This is a genomic window from Aeromonas sp. 601027 (genome assembly GCF_049174455.1).
GTDB classification, from domain to species: Bacteria; Pseudomonadota; Gammaproteobacteria; order Enterobacterales; family Aeromonadaceae; genus Aeromonas; species Aeromonas veronii_A.
The window spans coordinates 151,869-165,962 of sequence record NZ_JAAKTN010000012.1; the positions used below are offsets into that span (position 1 = coordinate 151,869).

13 protein-coding genes and 2 tRNA genes are annotated in these 14,094 nt (G+C 61.0%); 9 read left to right on the forward strand and 6 right to left on the reverse strand.

Annotated elements, in window-relative coordinates; translation table 11 throughout:
- Positions 1-22: 22 nt before the first annotated feature.
- Positions 23-1,153, reverse strand: coding sequence for a NapC/NirT family cytochrome c (locus G5193_RS15915; RefSeq protein WP_216952236.1), 1,131 nt, complete (start codon positions 1,151-1,153; stop codon positions 23-25).
- A 275-nt stretch (positions 1,154-1,428) separates the two neighbouring features.
- Here G5193_RS15915 and G5193_RS15920 point away from each other — a divergent pair, with 275 nt between their 5' ends.
- From G5193_RS15920 to G5193_RS15930, 3 genes are all read left to right on the forward strand, one after another.
- On the forward strand, positions 1,429-3,396 hold the full coding sequence (locus tag G5193_RS15920) for an ATP-binding protein (RefSeq protein ID WP_323913241.1): 1,968 nt from the start codon (positions 1,429-1,431) through the stop codon (positions 3,394-3,396).
- Between the two features lie 55 nt (positions 3,397-3,451).
- Positions 3,452-3,949 carry a response regulator gene (locus G5193_RS15925; RefSeq protein ID WP_236347921.1) on the forward strand — a complete coding sequence of 166 codons (498 nt, stop codon included), beginning with the start codon at positions 3,452-3,454 and terminating at the stop codon, positions 3,947-3,949.
- Between the two features lie 67 nt (positions 3,950-4,016).
- On the forward strand, positions 4,017-5,990 hold the full coding sequence (locus G5193_RS15930) for a DNA topoisomerase III (protein WP_421206377.1): 1,974 nt from the start codon (positions 4,017-4,019) through the stop codon (positions 5,988-5,990).
- 40 nt (positions 5,991-6,030) lie between these two features.
- Here G5193_RS15930 and G5193_RS15935 read toward each other — a convergent pair whose 3' ends face one another.
- On the reverse strand, positions 6,031-6,471 hold the full coding sequence (locus G5193_RS15935) for a DUF417 family protein (protein ID WP_199415248.1): 441 nt from the start codon (positions 6,469-6,471) through the stop codon (positions 6,031-6,033).
- Between the two features lie 14 nt (positions 6,472-6,485).
- Positions 6,486-7,019 (reverse strand): carboxymuconolactone decarboxylase family protein, encoded by a 534-nt coding sequence (locus G5193_RS15940; protein WP_421206379.1) that lies wholly within the window; start codon positions 7,017-7,019, stop codon positions 6,486-6,488.
- Positions 7,020-7,120: 101 nt separating this feature from the next.
- On the opposite strand from G5193_RS15940, the gene G5193_RS15945 reads away from it, so the two are divergent.
- Positions 7,121-7,951, forward strand: coding sequence for a cupin domain-containing protein (locus G5193_RS15945; protein WP_421206381.1), 831 nt, complete (start codon positions 7,121-7,123; stop codon positions 7,949-7,951).
- Between the two features lie 41 nt (positions 7,952-7,992).
- Here the strand turns inward: G5193_RS15945 and G5193_RS15950 are convergent, their stop codons facing one another.
- Both G5193_RS15950 and G5193_RS15955 read right to left on the reverse strand, forming a co-directional pair.
- On the reverse strand, positions 7,993-9,348 hold the full coding sequence (locus G5193_RS15950; protein WP_042082855.1) for a TrkH family potassium uptake protein: 1,356 nt from the start codon (positions 9,346-9,348) through the stop codon (positions 7,993-7,995).
- Complete coding sequence (locus G5193_RS15955; RefSeq protein WP_005339863.1) at positions 9,345-9,998, reverse strand: potassium channel family protein; 654 nt, start codon at positions 9,996-9,998, stop codon at positions 9,345-9,347. The genes G5193_RS15950 and G5193_RS15955 overlap by 4 nt, the downstream gene beginning before the upstream one ends.
- Positions 9,999-10,125: 127 nt before the next feature.
- On the opposite strand from G5193_RS15955, the gene murB reads away from it, so the two are divergent.
- Together murB and birA are read left to right on the forward strand one after the other, a co-directional pair.
- Positions 10,126-11,163 carry a UDP-N-acetylmuramate dehydrogenase gene (gene murB, locus G5193_RS15960; protein ID WP_421206384.1) on the forward strand — a complete coding sequence of 346 codons (1,038 nt, stop codon included), beginning with the start codon at positions 10,126-10,128 and terminating at the stop codon, positions 11,161-11,163.
- Positions 11,160-12,125 carry a bifunctional biotin--[acetyl-CoA-carboxylase] ligase/biotin operon repressor BirA gene (birA, locus tag G5193_RS15965; RefSeq protein ID WP_227341803.1) on the forward strand — a complete coding sequence of 322 codons (966 nt, stop codon included), beginning with the start codon at positions 11,160-11,162 and terminating at the stop codon, positions 12,123-12,125. Before murB ends, birA begins: the two co-directional genes overlap by 4 nt.
- Positions 12,126-12,206: 81 nt before the next feature.
- On the opposite strand, the gene coaA is transcribed toward birA, so the two are convergent.
- On the reverse strand, positions 12,207-13,145 hold the full coding sequence (coaA, locus tag G5193_RS15970) for a type I pantothenate kinase (RefSeq protein ID WP_005339877.1): 939 nt from the start codon (positions 13,143-13,145) through the stop codon (positions 12,207-12,209).
- Positions 13,146-13,408: 263 nt separating this feature from the next.
- Between coaA and G5193_RS15975 the strand changes: the two genes are divergently transcribed.
- From G5193_RS15975 to G5193_RS15985, 3 genes are all read left to right on the forward strand, one after another.
- Positions 13,409-13,493: transfer RNA gene (locus G5193_RS15975), tRNA-Tyr, on the forward strand.
- Positions 13,494-13,531: 38 nt separating this feature from the next.
- Positions 13,532-13,606: transfer RNA gene (locus G5193_RS15980), tRNA-Gly, on the forward strand.
- Between the two features lie 168 nt (positions 13,607-13,774).
- Positions 13,775-14,094 (forward strand): GTP-binding protein (locus G5193_RS15985; protein WP_021139867.1); only part of this gene is annotated, 320 nt, incomplete at its 3' end.

Sequence of the window (14,094 nt, forward strand, 5' to 3'; positions counted from 1 at the left end):
ACGGTTTTCCTCTGTGCCAGCCTTAGTGGGCCGCGCTCATGTCACTGGCGTGTTTCTGGACATACTGGGTCAACATGCGAGCCTGTTCCGGGGTCAGGGAGGTACGAGACTCCATCCCCTTGATGACGCCGATCCACTGGTTGGCATTGAAGTGATCCAGCGCGGTGAGGCCGTGGCAGCCGGTACAGTTGTTGGACATCAGGGTGGAGGCGTATTGCCACAGCTTGCCCTGATCGCCGATGAGCTGGCTCTGGTCGACCCAGGCGGTCAGCTTGACCTGATGCCAGGTGAGGTTGGTGGCGCTGTCGGTTTCGCTCTGGCCGGTGACCAGCGCTTTCTTGGCGGCATCGCCGACCAGTACGCTGAGGATCCGTTTGCCCGGTGCGGCGTAGAACACTTCGCTCACACCATCCTGTTGCCAGCCTTCGATCTGCACCTTGGCGCGGCCGTTTTCGTTGGCCAGCACTTCCACCTTGGTGGAGGGCATCAGGGTGCCTTCGTCGGTCTTGGCTGCGGCATCGAGGAACAGCGGGGTGGTAGCGATGGCGTAACGGGTGGTGATGTTGGCCGGGGTCTGGGCCGCAGCCTGCGCCAGCTCACTGGCACCGGCGGCAGCCAGGCCGCTCATGTCTGGCATGATGTGGGCGACACCGCGGTGGCAGTCGATACAGGTCTGGCCTTCCTTGATGGCGACCGGGTGCTCGGCACGGGCATTGGGGCGCTGGGCCAGAATATCCATCGCCTCGTAGCTGTGGCAGCTGCGGCAGGTGGCGGAGTCGTTGGCTTTCAACTCGTCCCAGACGGACTGGGCCATCCGCAGCTTGTGGGCTTCATACTTTTCCGGGGTATCCAGGGTGCCGATCGCCTCGTGATAGATATCCTTCACGGCGCGGATCTTGGTCCACAGGTAGGAGGTGGGATCGCCCGGGATGTGGCAGTCGGCGCACTCGGCGCGGATCCCCTTGGTGTTCTGGAAGTGGACACTGCCCTGATACTCGGCGAGCGGAGTCTGCATGGAGTGGCAGGAGACGCAGAATTCGGTGGAGCTGGTCTTGTGCAGCACGGTCACGGTGACACCCAGTGCCGCGACACCCAGCAGGGCCCCGAGCAGCAGGAGCCAGAACCAGGTTTTTCTTATCAGTTTTCCAATCATGGCGGCGTTTTCCTACGGTCAATAATTACCTACATAGTACTAGTCCAATAGTAGTAGTAATGATAGGGATAAGGCGTTGACCTCCATCATGGTTTATATTTTTGATTGTTGTCACATTTTGCCTTTTATTTCGCCATTGATACATTTATCGAATTAAATTCAGTTTTTTCTGTTTTATCTATTTGTGCACTTTCCGCGACAGCTGTTAGCCCCCTCGCAAAACCCCACAAGATTCGTTGATATAGTGAACAGTGAGCCACAACGGAGTGTCGCCGATGAGCCCTTTCTCACTGCTGTGTGTCGCCGCCAACGTGCAGCTGCTGACCGAATTCGAACAGGAGCTGGCCCCGCTGCTCGGCCATTTTGCGCTGGTGGTGGTGGTCGGGCAGGAGTCGGCGGAGCTGGCCCTCGACGAGCTGGACCGCAAGGGGCAGCCGCCCGCCGTGGTGGTGTGTGACAGCGAGCTGGGGGATGGGCGAGGGGCCGATTTTCTAATCCGCCTCGGCAGCCGCCACGAGGCGTGCCGCAAGATCCTTTTGGGCAGCCAGCCGGAGATGAAATCGATCATCGAGGCGGTCAACCTCGGTCGTCTCGACTACTACCTGCAACGCCCCTGGCGCGATGGCAGCCTGCGCCGGGCGGTGATCGAGCAGGCCAGCCACTTTGTGCTGCTCCAGCCCGAGGCTGACCTGCTGAGCTATGCCGCCGTGCTCGACAACCAGAAGTTGCTGCGGGTCCACGTCGATCGCCAGTTGGCGGCCTATCGGCAGGGTTTTATGGATTACACCCACTGCAGTGATGAAGAGCTGTCGCGGGTGGTGATCGACGGTCTCTACCAGTTTTTCGATGGCAATGACGAGGCGCGGGTCTGCCGCCACTACAGTCCGGGCCATGTGCTGACCCGCGAGGGGGAGCCCAACAGCTTTCTCTGGTTTATCGCCAAGGGGGAGGTGGTGCTGCGCAAGCGGGACGAGCAGGGGATCGATCAGGAGGTGGTGCACTACCGCACCGGCTCGCTGGTGGGGGGGATGTCCTTCGTGACCGGCGAACCCGCTTTCACCACCGGCGTGACCCTGACCGGTGCCGAGGTGATCAAGCTCGACAAGCTGCAATTCTCCCGGGTGATGCAGGCGCGCAGCGAACTGCTCCCCTCCTTTACCAACCTGCTGCTGCGCCACTTCAACCGCCGCCTGCAAAACAGCATCCGTACCGAGATGCGGCTGCAACAGACCCTCAACTCCCTTGATGCCGCTCACGCCCAGCTGGTGGAGAGCGAAAAAATGGCGATGCTGGGTCAGCTGGTGGCCGGTGTCGCCCACGAGCTCAACAACCCGGTGGCGGCCATCATCCGTGGCAGCGAGACCCTGCGGGCTGCCATCCCCGATCTGGTCAATCTCGAACTGCCTGCTCCCATCAAGGGGCTGGGCAACCAGACCCTCTGTCAGGCGCTGACCGCACAGCCGGTTTCGACCAGCGAGATCCGCGACAAGACCCGGCAGGCGGAGGGGCGCTTTGGCGATCGTCAGCAGGCACGGCTGGCGGTGCAGATGAATCTGGATGACGAGCTGAACTGGCAGCGCTGGTTTGCCAGCCGCACCGCCGTCGAGCGGGAGGCGCTGCTCTCCCGGCTGGAGCTGTTCCAGCAGACCGGTAGCTTCCTGCGCAATATAGAGGTGTGCGCCCGTCGCATCGGCGATCTGGTCAAAAGCCTCAAGCAGTATGCCCGGCAGGATCGGGCCGAACCCTCGCTGGTGGATCTGCACGAGGGGCTGGAAGATACCCTGATGATTTTCGAAAACCGCCTCAAGCATCATGAGCTCTGCAAGGAGTACCAGCCGCTGCCGCTGGTACGCTGTCACCCTATCGCCCTGCAACAGGTGTGGACCAACCTGATCGCCAACAGTCTGGATGCCATGAGCGGTCCGGGGCGACTCACCATCCGCACCGGGTTGCTGGATCCCGAGTGGATCATGGTAGAGATCGAGGATAATGGCTGCGGCATCGAGCCCGAGCTGTGGCAGCGGATCTTCGATCTCAACTTCACCACCAAGCGGGAGGGGCACTTCGGTCTCGGCATTGGCCTGAGCGTCTCGCTGCAGATAGTGCAGCAGCACCACGGCCGGATTGAGGTGGCCTCCGAACCGGGCCATTACACCCGGATGCGGGTCTGTCTGCCGCTGGATGGCATGGGGCAGGCCGGTTACGGGGGCGAACCTCATCACAACAAGGAGCATGCGGCCTGAGCCGTCGCCAGCATCAATCGCGCGGCGTGCCAAACCATGTCGCCAAGGAGGAGCAATGAACAAACACTATCTGATCCTGTGTGTGGACGATGAGCGGGAGGTGCTGGATGCGGTGATCCACGATCTCGCCCCGTTCCGTTCCCACTTCGAACTGGAAGCCGCCGAGAGCGTCGACGAAGCGCGGGAGGTGGTGCACGAGTGGGAAGAGGAGGGGGGCAAGCTGGCGCTGATCCTCTGCGATCACATCATGCCGGGAACTTTGGGGGTCGACTTTCTGGTGGAGTTGAACCGGCGTGCCACCACCCGTGCCAGCCGCAAATTGCTGCTGACCGGGCAAGCGGGGCTGGAAGCGACCGTCGAGGCGGTCAATCGTGGCGGGTTGCACTACTATCTGGCCAAACCGTGGAAGCTGGAGACCCTGCAAGAGGCGGTGCGCGAACAGCTGACCGACTACCTGCTGGCAGAAGATGGCGACAACGCCTTCCACTATGCGCCGCTGCTCAATCAGGCGCGGTTGTTTGCCGCTATCCACGATCACCCGTTCGACGAATAGGGGCAGTTGGGCTTTCGCGGTGGCAGTTGTATACTGTCTGCATATACAGTATTGCAGGTAGCTACCGATGCGACTCTTTATCGCCGAGAAGCCCACGCTGGGCCGCGCCATTGCCGATGCCCTGCCCAAGCCCCACAAGAAGGGCGACGGTTTTATCGAAACAGCCCAGGGGGATGTGGTCACCTGGTGTATCGGCCATCTGCTGGAGCAGGCCGAGCCCGATGCCTATGACGCTGCCTTCAAGCAGTGGCGGATGGAGCATCTCCCCATCGTCCCCGCCCAGTGGCAGCTGGTGGCCAAGCCCAAGACCAAAACCCAGCTCACCGTCATCAAGCGGCTGATCAAGCAGGCGGATTGCGTGGTCAACGCCGGTGACCCGGACCGGGAAGGGCAGTTGCTGGTGGATGAGGTGATCGACTTTCTCGGCTACCCGAAGACCAAGCCGGTGCAGCGCTGCCTCATCAGCGATCTCAACCCGCCCGCGGTGCGCCGCGCCCTCGAGAAGCTGAGGGATAACAAGGAGTTCGTGCCGCTGGCGGTCTCGGCGCTGGCCCGCAGTCGGGCCGACTGGCTCTATGGCATCAACATGACCCGCGCCTACACCCTGCTCGGGCGCAAGGCGGGTTGCAGCGAGCTGCTCTCGGTCGGTCGGGTGCAGACCCCGCTGCTGGGGCTGGTGGTGCGGCGGGATCTCGAGATCGAGGCCTTCGTCCCCAAACCCTTCTACGAGGTGCTGGCCCATCTGCTGACCGATAGTAACGAGCGCTTCACCGCCAAGTGGCTGCCATCGGAAGCCTGCCTGCCGTGGCAGGATGAGGAGGGGCGGGTGCTCAATCGGGCGCTGGCCGACAAGGTGGTGAGCAGGATCAACGGCCAACCCGCACAGGTTGAATCGGTGGAGGAGCAGGCCCGCAAGCAGGCGGCGCCGCTGCCCTACAACCTCTCCAGCCTGCAGATCGATGCCGCCAAGCGCTTCGGCATGGATGCCAAGCGAGTGCTCGACATCTGCCAGAGCCTCTACGAGCGCCACAAGCTCATCACCTATCCGCGCTCCGATAGCCGCTATCTGCCGACCGACCACTTCAAGCGGTCCGAGCAGGTGCGCGGTGCCATCGCCGCTACAGCGCCTGCACTGGCCAAGGCGGTGAGCGAGGCTGATGGCAAGATCCGCAGCAAGGCGTGGAACGACAGCAAGGTGGATGCCCACCACGCCATCATCCCCACCGAGAAGCAGGGCAACCCCGCCACGCTGGGGGCCGACGAGGCGAAGCTCTATGGCCTGATTGCCCGCCAGTATCTGCTGCAGTTCTATCCCCCGTTCGAATACAACGACAGCAAGGTGCTGCTGCGCATCGCCGGTGGCCTGTTTCAGGCCAAGGCGCGGCGCATTCTCAAGGCGGGCTGGAAGGTGCTGCTCGGGGTGGAGGAGGATGACGACGAAGAGAAGGCGGGCACGCTGCCTGCCCTGAAAGAGGGAGAGCAACTGCTGTGCGAGCGGGGCGAACTGCAGGAGAAGATGACCCAGCCGCCCAAGTCGTTCACCGATGCCACCCTGCTGGCGGCTATGACCGGCATCGCTCGTTATGTACAGGATCCCGAGATCCGCAAGACCCTGCGCGACACCGATGGTCTCGGCACCGAAGCGACCCGAGCAGGCATTATCGACCTGCTGTTCAAGCGTCGCTTTCTGGTGCGTCAGGGCAAGAGCATCAAGGCGACCCCGACCGGGCGGGCGCTGGTGCAGGCGCTGCCTGCTACTGCCACCACGCCGGATATGACGGCGCTGTGGGAGCAGAGCCTCGGCCAGATCGCCGAGCGCCACGGCAGCTACCAGCAGTTCATGGGGCCGCTCACCGAGCAGCTCAACGGCCTGATTGAAGGGGCGCGGCAGGACTCCGGCGCCAGCTTCAGCGCCCTACCCAAGGAGGCGCCGGGTGCCGGCAAGCGGCGTTTTACCAAACGCAAGAGTCCGGCGGCCTGCACGACTGGCGGGCCCCGACCGCGCAAGACGGCCAGCAAGCGCCAGACCAGGGCGGCATAACGAAAAAAGGCGCCCATCCCGGGCGCCAAAGGCATTGTTGTCAGGCTGCCTGAGTGGACAAGCTGGCACGGATCCTGTGCTGGTAGTGCAGAACCACACCGAGAAACACCAGATCCTTGAACAGGAAGAACTCGGTGACTGGCACGCCGTCAACCATCTTCCAGACACCTGTCAGAGTCAGCAGGAAGCTCAGCGTCGCCAGGAAGGTGACGATAGCCCCCATGCTGCACCAGTAACCGATGCGAGGTTGCCACAGGCCCACGACCAGCCCGATGGCGATCACTATCTCGACCACCCCGATCAGGTTCGATACGTTCTGTTCCGACAGGGGGCCATAGAGCCAGCTCATCAAGGGGTGGCTGGCTACCAGTGGTTTGATGGCGGCTGCCTCTGTCGGGGTAAACTTGAAGACGCCGATCCAGAGCAGGGTCAATACCACGCCCGCCAGGGCGACCAGAAAGCCTTTGTCATGTTGCTGCATGGGGGGCTCCTTGTTTAAGGGGTCAGAGTGACGGGCGGGAAGTCGATCTCGGTCGCCGCCAGGTGGTTGCCATAGTTGGTCAGGGTATTGACCACCACCTGGCCGAGCACCTCCAGCAGCAGTTCGTCATCTACGCCTGCGGCCCGGGCGCTAGCAAGCTGCTCGTCACTGATCACTCCGCGCTGGTTGACCAGTGCCGTTGCCAGTTGCAGCAGGGCGTGATCAAGGGGAGCCGAGGCCTGGCCGAGCCGGGCAGCCCGGATCTCCTGGGCCGAGAATCCGGCCTTGCTCGCCAGTAGTGTGTGGGCAGACAAACAGTATTGGCAGACGTTGGCTTGACCTATGGCCAGTGCCAGCAACTCCCGTTGTGGGGCAGTGAGGCGCCCCTTGCCAAGCGCCTCGGCAAAGGCCAGGAAGCCATTGAGCAGGGCTGGCGAGTGGGCTAGGGTGGCGTAGAGGTTGGGCACCATGCCCAGATTGCGGTGCAGGGTGGTCAGGGTCTGGGCGGCTGCGGGTTGCGGTTGGGATACGGGTTGGATACGGCTCATGATCTTCTCCTGTGGTAGTGAAGGTTCGGGAGACAGTGTGTCGTCATTCGTGATACGGTTTATCACTCATCGTCTGCAAATAAATACCATTCGTCTCAAATATGGATCCGCTCTCTGCCCTGTTGGTTCATGCCTCCCCCGAAGCCAAGATCTTCTTCGCCGGCAACCTGTGCCAGAACTCCTCCAGTGATGATTATCCGAGTGGCGGACATCTTCATCTGCTGCGCAGCGGTGCCGTCATGTTGCGTGAAGAGGGGGGAGCCAGCTTGCTGCTCGAGGAGCCGACCCTGATCCTGTTCCCTCGGGGACGTCCTCACAAGCTTGAACCCAGAACGTTGGGGGGTTGCGATCTGGTGTGTGCCAATGTCGCATTCGGCAAGGGGGGCGCATCGCCGTTGCAACTGGCATTACCGGGCTCGCTGGTGCTGCCGCTACGTGAGTTGCCTGTCCTGACACCGGTGCTGAGTCAGCTGTTTGACGAAGCGTTTCACCCCCGCTACGGGCAGGATCCGCTGATCTCCCGCTTGCTGGAGATACTGTTGATCCTGCTGCTGCGTCATCTGGTCGAGCAAGGGGTGTGTCAGCAGGGGATGTTGGCAGGCATTTCCGATCCCCAGTTGGCCAAGGCGATCTCGGTGATGCATCAGCGTGGGGATGAACCCTGGACGGTGGCCACGCTGGCGCGGGAGGCCGGCATGTCGCGGGCCCGCTTTGCCGCGAGGTTTCAGGAGCGGGTCGGTCAAGCGCCGCTTGGTTATCTGATCCGCTGGCGCATGGCGCGCGCCTGCCAGCAACTGCTGGCGGGGGAGCCCATGGTGCAGGTGGCGTTGGGGGCGGGGTATAGCAGCAGTGTTGCCTTTGGTCGGGCATTCGAGCGGGAGCTGGGGGTGAGCCCGGGGCGCTGGCTCAAGGCGCAGCAACAAGCCGAATAAAAAAACAGGGCAGCCAGTGGCTGCCCCGTGTTCATGGCTGGTCAGCCGGTATAGACGTTCTCTTCCGGATAGCGGATGCGGGTCTCGACCGGGCGGGCCAGCATAAAGGCCAGGGTCAGGGGGCCGAGACGGCCGCAGATCATCACCAGCACCAGGATCAGCTTGCCCGGCTCGCTCAGGGAGGCGGTGATGCCGGTGGAGAGGCCGACGGTGGCAAATGCCGAGATGGTCTCGAACATGATTTTGTCGAACGGCAGATCCTCGGTCACCATCAGCAGGAACATCGCCAGCATCAGCACCATGGTGCTGACGATGATGATGGCCAGCGATCGGGTCACGATCTGGGGCGACAGGGTGCGGCCAAAAGCGGTGACATGGGGCCGTTTGGTCAGAAATGCCTTGGTCGCCAGCAGCACGACTGCGAAGGTGGTGACTTTGATACCACCACCGGTTGAGGTGGCACCGGCACCGATAAACATCAGCATCATCAGGAACAGCAACGCCGCCGGGGTCATCAGCCCGATATCTATGGTATTGAAACCGGCGGTACGGGCGCTGGCAGACTGGAAGAAGGCCGCCAGCAGCTGGCCACCGACACCGGCCTTACCGAGGGTGCCGGGGTTGTTGTGTTCCAGTAGCCAGAACATCAGGGTACCGGCCAGCAGCAGCGCCGGGGTCATCAGCAGCATCAGCTTGCTGTGCAGCTTCAGCTTGCGCCAGCGGCGGTTGCGCACCAGATCGACGATGACGGTAAAGCCGATCCCCCCGAGGATCAGCAGGCCGGCGATGGTCAGGCTGATGATGGGGTCGTCCCTGTAGTCCATGAGGTTGTTGGCAAACAGCGAAAACCCGGCGTTGTTGAAGGCTGATACCGCGTGGAAGAAGCTGACATAGAGGCCGTGCACCCAACCCATCTCGGGCACCCAGCGGATCGCCATGATGCCGGTACCGATCAATTGGGCGATAAAGGCGAACAGCACGATCCGTTTGACCAGCTGAATGATGTTGACCGAGCCCTCCTGTCCCAGCGCCTCCTTGGCCAGTACCTGTTGGCGCAGACCGACCCGCTTGCTGAAGATGGCGATCAGCAGCAGGGTCATGGTCATCTGGCCCAGACCGCCGATCTCCATCAGCATCAGCAGGAAAATCTGCCCCTGCAGGGTGAAGGCGGTGCCGGTATCCACCACGCCAAGACCTGTCACGCTGATGGCCGAAGTGGCGGTAAACAGGGCGTTGACGAAGGTGACCTCGCCATTGTGGCTGGAGGGTTGCACCAGAAAGATGGTGCCAATCAGCAGAATGATCAGAAAGCTACCGAGGATCAGCCGGGCTTCGCTCCAGCGAGAGTCCTGCTCCCGATGGAGGGCGAAGGCGTAGCTGCTGCGCCAGTTGATCATAGGGTTTCGAGCCAGTGGTCGATGGCGTGCTTGTTGCCCGCCAGGATCAGGATGTCGCCCAGTTGCAGCTCCATTTTGCCGGTTAGTACGTTGTGCAGCACATCACCACGCTTGATGGCGAGCAGCTGGAAATCGCTCTGTTGCAGCAGGTGGAAGTCGCCTAGTTCCCGGCCGTTCTGTTGCAGGCCAATCACGAACTCGGTCAGCACCATGTCGTGACCCAGCTCCAGATAGTCGAACAGCCGGTTGTCCAGCATGCTCTGGGCGACCCGGCGGCCCATGTCCCACTCCGGGTTGATCACCTTGTCGGCGCCCACTTTCTGCAGGATCTTGGCGTGGAACTTGTCGCGCGCCTTGACCCACACCTTCTTCACACCTGCCTCTTTCAAGACGAGGGTGGTGAGGATGCTGGTCTCCAGGTTGTCACCGATGGCAACGAAGACGATATCGAAATTGGCCAGTCCCAGCTCGGCCACGGTGGCCTCATCGGTGGCATCCGCCACGATAACGTGATTGCAGAGGGCGGCGATTTGCCGGGTCTTGCTCTCGTCGATATCGATGGCCAGTACTTCGGCATCTTGCCGTTGCAGCTCTTCGCACAGCGCGCTGCCAAACAGGCCCAGGCCGATGACGGCAAACTGGTTGTTCATGAGTTATTCCTCAGCAGTTGAAGTCGCCTACTCTAAACCACTGTTATTCCCCCGAAAAGGGTTCGGGTTTTTCGTCATGGGGCAACTTGAGGTAGACTGCGCCCTTGCACCAAGCCGGGATAGACCGATGAAACTGAATGCCAACGCCTCCTTGTTGAAGCTCAACACCCTTGCCCTCGATGCGTATTGCCTCTGGCTGGCCGAGGTGGAGCAGGTTGCCGATCTGGCGCCCCTGCGTGCTGATCCACAACTCAACCAGTTGCCTCGCCTCAACCTGGGCGGCGGCAGCAACATGCTCTTCACCACCAATTTTCTCGGTCTGGTGGTGCTCAACCAGCTCAAGGGGATTACCGCTGAAGATGGTGGCGATCACTGGTTGCTCCATGTGGCGGCCGGTGAAGATTGGCATCAGCTGGTGCGCCATACCTTGCAACAGGGCTGGTTCGGGCTGGAGAATCTGGCGCTCATTCCCGGTACGGTCGGTGCCGCGCCGGTGCAGAACATCGGTGCCTATGGCGTTGAGCTGGCCGACTTCTGCGCCTATGTCGAGGCGTTCAACTGGCAGAGTGGCGAGATTGAACGGATCGCGGCGGCAGAGTGCCGCTTCGGTTATCGCGACAGCATCTTCAAACACGAGTATCAGGATTCCCACCTGATCACCGCCGTCGGGCTCAAACTGCCCAAGGCGTGGCAACCGGTGCAGGGCTATGGCCCACTGGCTGCGCTCGGTGACGCGCCTTCGGCGCAGGCCATCTTCGATACCGTCTGTGCCACCCGCATGGCCAAACTGCCGGATCCTGCGGTGCTCGGCAATGCGGGCAGCTTCTTCAAGAATCCGGTGGTGCCTGCCGCGCTGGCGGAGAATCTCAAGGCGCGCTATCCGCAGATGCCCTGCTATCCGGCTGGAGAAGGGCAGGCCAAGCTGGCGGCGGGCTGGCTCATCGATCAGTGCGGTTTGAAAGGTTTCGCCATTGGCCGTGCCGCTGTTCATCAGGAGCAGGCGCTGGTGCTGGTCAATCTGGGGGGCGCCAGTGCCATGGAGCTGATCGCGCTGGCGGCTCATGTCCGCGACAGCGTGGAGCAGACGTTTGGCGTGGTGCTGGAGCACGAGGTGCGCTTTATGGGTGCGCATGGTGAAACCTGGCTCGACGAGGTGCTCTCATGACGTTGACTCCCATCAGACAGACCCTGATCACCCTGCTTAGCGACGGCCAGTTTCACTCCGGCGAACAGCTGGGTGAGCAGCTCGGCATCAGCCGGGCGGCGGTGAGTAAACACATGGCGGCGCTCAAGGAGCTGGGGTTGGATCTCTTTAGCCTGACCGGCAAGGGCTACCGGTTGGCGGTGCCGATGGCGCTCTATGATCAGGCTACCTTGCAGGCACTGGCCCCGATGGCACCGGTGCACTGTTTTCCGGTCATTGGCTCGACCAATCAACACCTGCTGGATCGGGTCAATGAGCTGCGCTCTGGCGAGAGCTGTCTGGCCGAGTGTCAGACAGCCGGGCGCGGTCGTCGTGGCAAACCCTGGATTTCGCCGTTTGGTTGCCAGCTGATCCTCAGCATGTACTGGCGACTCGAACAAGGCATGGCGGCGGCCATGGGGCTGAGTCTGGCGGTCGGCGTGGCAGTGGTTGAAGCGCTGGAGTCCCTTGGCTATCAAGGCGTCGAGCTCAAGTGGCCGAACGACCTCTACTATCAGGGCCGCAAGCTGGCGGGAATACTGGTGGAGATGAGCGGTAGCGCCGGGGCCAGTTGTCATCTGGTGATCGGCATTGGTCTCAATCTGGCGATGCCTGCCCGCGAAGGTGAGAAGATTGATCAGGCCTGGGCTGAGCTGCGTCACATCAATCCGGAACTGGTGGATCGCAATCAGTTGGCGGCCCGGATGATCGTCCATCTGCAGCGGGCGCTGCACACCTTTGAGCAGCAGGGGCTGGCAAGCTTTGTCGATGAGTGGAACCGGCTCGATCACTTTGCCGGTCGCCCTGTGCGCCTGCTGATGGGGGATCAGGAGATCCGCGGCATCGCTCGTGGCATCGACGATCGCGGCGCCCTGCGACTGGAGACAGGTGAAGGGATCAAATACTATCTGGGGGGCGAGCTCTCCCTGCGCCGGGGCGACTGAGGGTCAGCAAGGCCGCTCATGATGCCAAACAAGAAGAGGGGGCCCGTGGGCCCCCTCTTCGTTATCCGGCAACCGCCGTCATCATTTGCGCAGTTTGATCTGCTCGATGGCGTGCTCATGGCCCTTGGTCATGATCAGGTTGGCTCGCTCACGCGTTGGCAAGATATTTTCTTGCAAATTCAGATAGTTGATATCTTGCCAGATGTTGCTGGCGATCTGGGTCGCCTCACTCTCCGCCAGCTTGGCGTAGTTATGGAAGTAGGAGTCGGGATCCGAGAAGGCGCCGCTGCGGAATTTCAGGAAGCGTTCGATATACCAGGTGCGCAGCAGTTCGGCATCGGCATCCACATAGATGGAGAAGTCGACGAAGTCCGACACGAAGACCCGATGGGGCTCCTGAGGGTAATCCATGCCGCTTTGCAGCACATTGAGCCCTTCCAGGATCAGGATGTCCGGCTGCTCCACCACCTTCTTCTCATCGGGAATGATGTCGTAGATAAGGTGGGAGTAAACCGGCGCTTCGACCTTCTCGTGACCAGCGCGGATGTTGGCGACAAACTCCACCAGATGGCGGATGTCGTAGGATTCCGGGAACCCCTTGCGGCGCATCAGGCCGCGCTCTTCCAGTACCTTGTTGGGATAGAGGAAGCCGTCGGTGGTGACCAGCTCCACCCGTGGATGTTCCGGCCAGCGCTCCAACAGGGCCTGCAGAATACGGGCCGTGGTGCTTTTGCCCCCCGCCACGCTGCCGGCAATGCTGATGATATAAGTGCCCTTGCCGCGGGACTGGCCGAGAAACTGCTCCAGCACCCGGCTGCGACGCTGTTTGGCTTTGACATAGAGATTGAGCAGGCGGGAGAGAGGCAGATAGATCTCTTCCACTTCCCGCAATGACACCTTCTCGTTGATCCCGCGCAGGGTCTGCAGATCGTGTTCGGTCAGGGTCAGGGGGACCGAATCGCGCAATAACGCCCATTGTTCGCGGGTGAATTGCAGATAGGGGTTATGCTCTGTCGTCATGGTGTCATCACTGTTTCTTGGGCACGGCGACCATACACCAAGGGTGGGGGAGCGACAAGGGACGCAGCAGGATTGGCTTGTTTGCCCCCGCTTTTTTGCAAACTTCCCAGCAATAAAGCATATTTTGCCGGGTTCAATGGTTGCATCCCCCAAAACCTTACAATAAAATGCGCGACGCTTGACTGTCTGTCGTCTATTTGCGGTGCAAAAGCGATAAACACAACGGGTGCAAGCAGAATTACCGTTGTGACAATCTGGCGTCTGGAGGGGTTCCCGAGCGGCCAAAGGGATCAGACTGTAAATCTGACGGCTCTGCCTTCGAAGGTTCGAATCCTTCTCCCTCCACCATATTTCTCTGCGGTTTGAGTTCTTTGGGTTAGAGAAATGCGGGCATCGTATAATGGCTATTACCTCAGCCTTCCAAGCTGATGATGCGGGTTCGATTCCCGCTGCCCGCTCCAAGATGCTGATATGGCTCAGGCGTTAGCAGAGCCGCACCCTAGGGTGAGTTCGGCAAGCGAACCAGCCATCAGTACCTCTCTCTTTCCCACCAGATTCAAATCCATCATATAAACTGTTCTGTGGTTAGCTTGCCACCGCGTACTCAGCGTTAGTTTAGAGGGACGATCATGTCTAAAGAAAAATTTGAGCGTAATAAACCGCACGTTAACGTGGGTACCATCGGCCACGTTGACCACGGTAAAACCACCCTGACTGCAGCTATCACCAACGTGCTGGCCAAGCACTTCGGTGGTAAAGCTTTCGCCTTCGACCAGATCGACAAGGCACCGGAAGAGCGTGAGCGTGGTATCACCATCAACACCTCCCACGTAGAATACGACACCGCTACCCGTCACTACGCCCACGTAGATTGCCCGGGTCACGCCGACTACGTTAAAAACATGATCACCGGTGCTGCCCAGATGGACGGCGCGATCCTGGTAGTAGC

Coding starts and splice junctions, on each gene's coding strand:
- G5193_RS15930 (WP_421206377.1), top strand. CDS start 4,017: ATGCGACTCTTTATCGCCGAGAAGCCCACGCTGGGCCGCGCCATTGCC.
- G5193_RS15915 (WP_216952236.1), bottom strand. CDS start 1,153: ATGATTGGAAAACTGATAAGAAAAACCTGGTTCTGGCTCCTGCTGCTC.
- birA (WP_227341803.1), top strand. CDS start 11,160: ATGACGTTGACTCCCATCAGACAGACCCTGATCACCCTGCTTAGCGAC.
- G5193_RS15955 (WP_005339863.1), bottom strand. CDS start 9,998: ATGAACAACCAGTTTGCCGTCATCGGCCTGGGCCTGTTTGGCAGCGCG.
- G5193_RS15925 (WP_236347921.1), top strand. CDS start 3,452: ATGAACAAACACTATCTGATCCTGTGTGTGGACGATGAGCGGGAGGTG.
- G5193_RS15940 (WP_421206379.1), bottom strand. CDS start 7,019: ATGAGCCGTATCCAACCCGTATCCCAACCGCAACCCGCAGCCGCCCAG.
- G5193_RS15945 (WP_421206381.1), top strand. CDS start 7,121: ATGGATCCGCTCTCTGCCCTGTTGGTTCATGCCTCCCCCGAAGCCAAG.
- G5193_RS15920 (WP_323913241.1), top strand. CDS start 1,429: ATGAGCCCTTTCTCACTGCTGTGTGTCGCCGCCAACGTGCAGCTGCTG.
- coaA (WP_005339877.1), bottom strand. CDS start 13,145: ATGACGACAGAGCATAACCCCTATCTGCAATTCACCCGCGAACAATGG.
- G5193_RS15935 (WP_199415248.1), bottom strand. CDS start 6,471: ATGCAGCAACATGACAAAGGCTTTCTGGTCGCCCTGGCGGGCGTGGTA.
- murB (WP_421206384.1), top strand. CDS start 10,126: ATGAAACTGAATGCCAACGCCTCCTTGTTGAAGCTCAACACCCTTGCC.
- G5193_RS15950 (WP_042082855.1), bottom strand. CDS start 9,348: ATGATCAACTGGCGCAGCAGCTACGCCTTCGCCCTCCATCGGGAGCAG.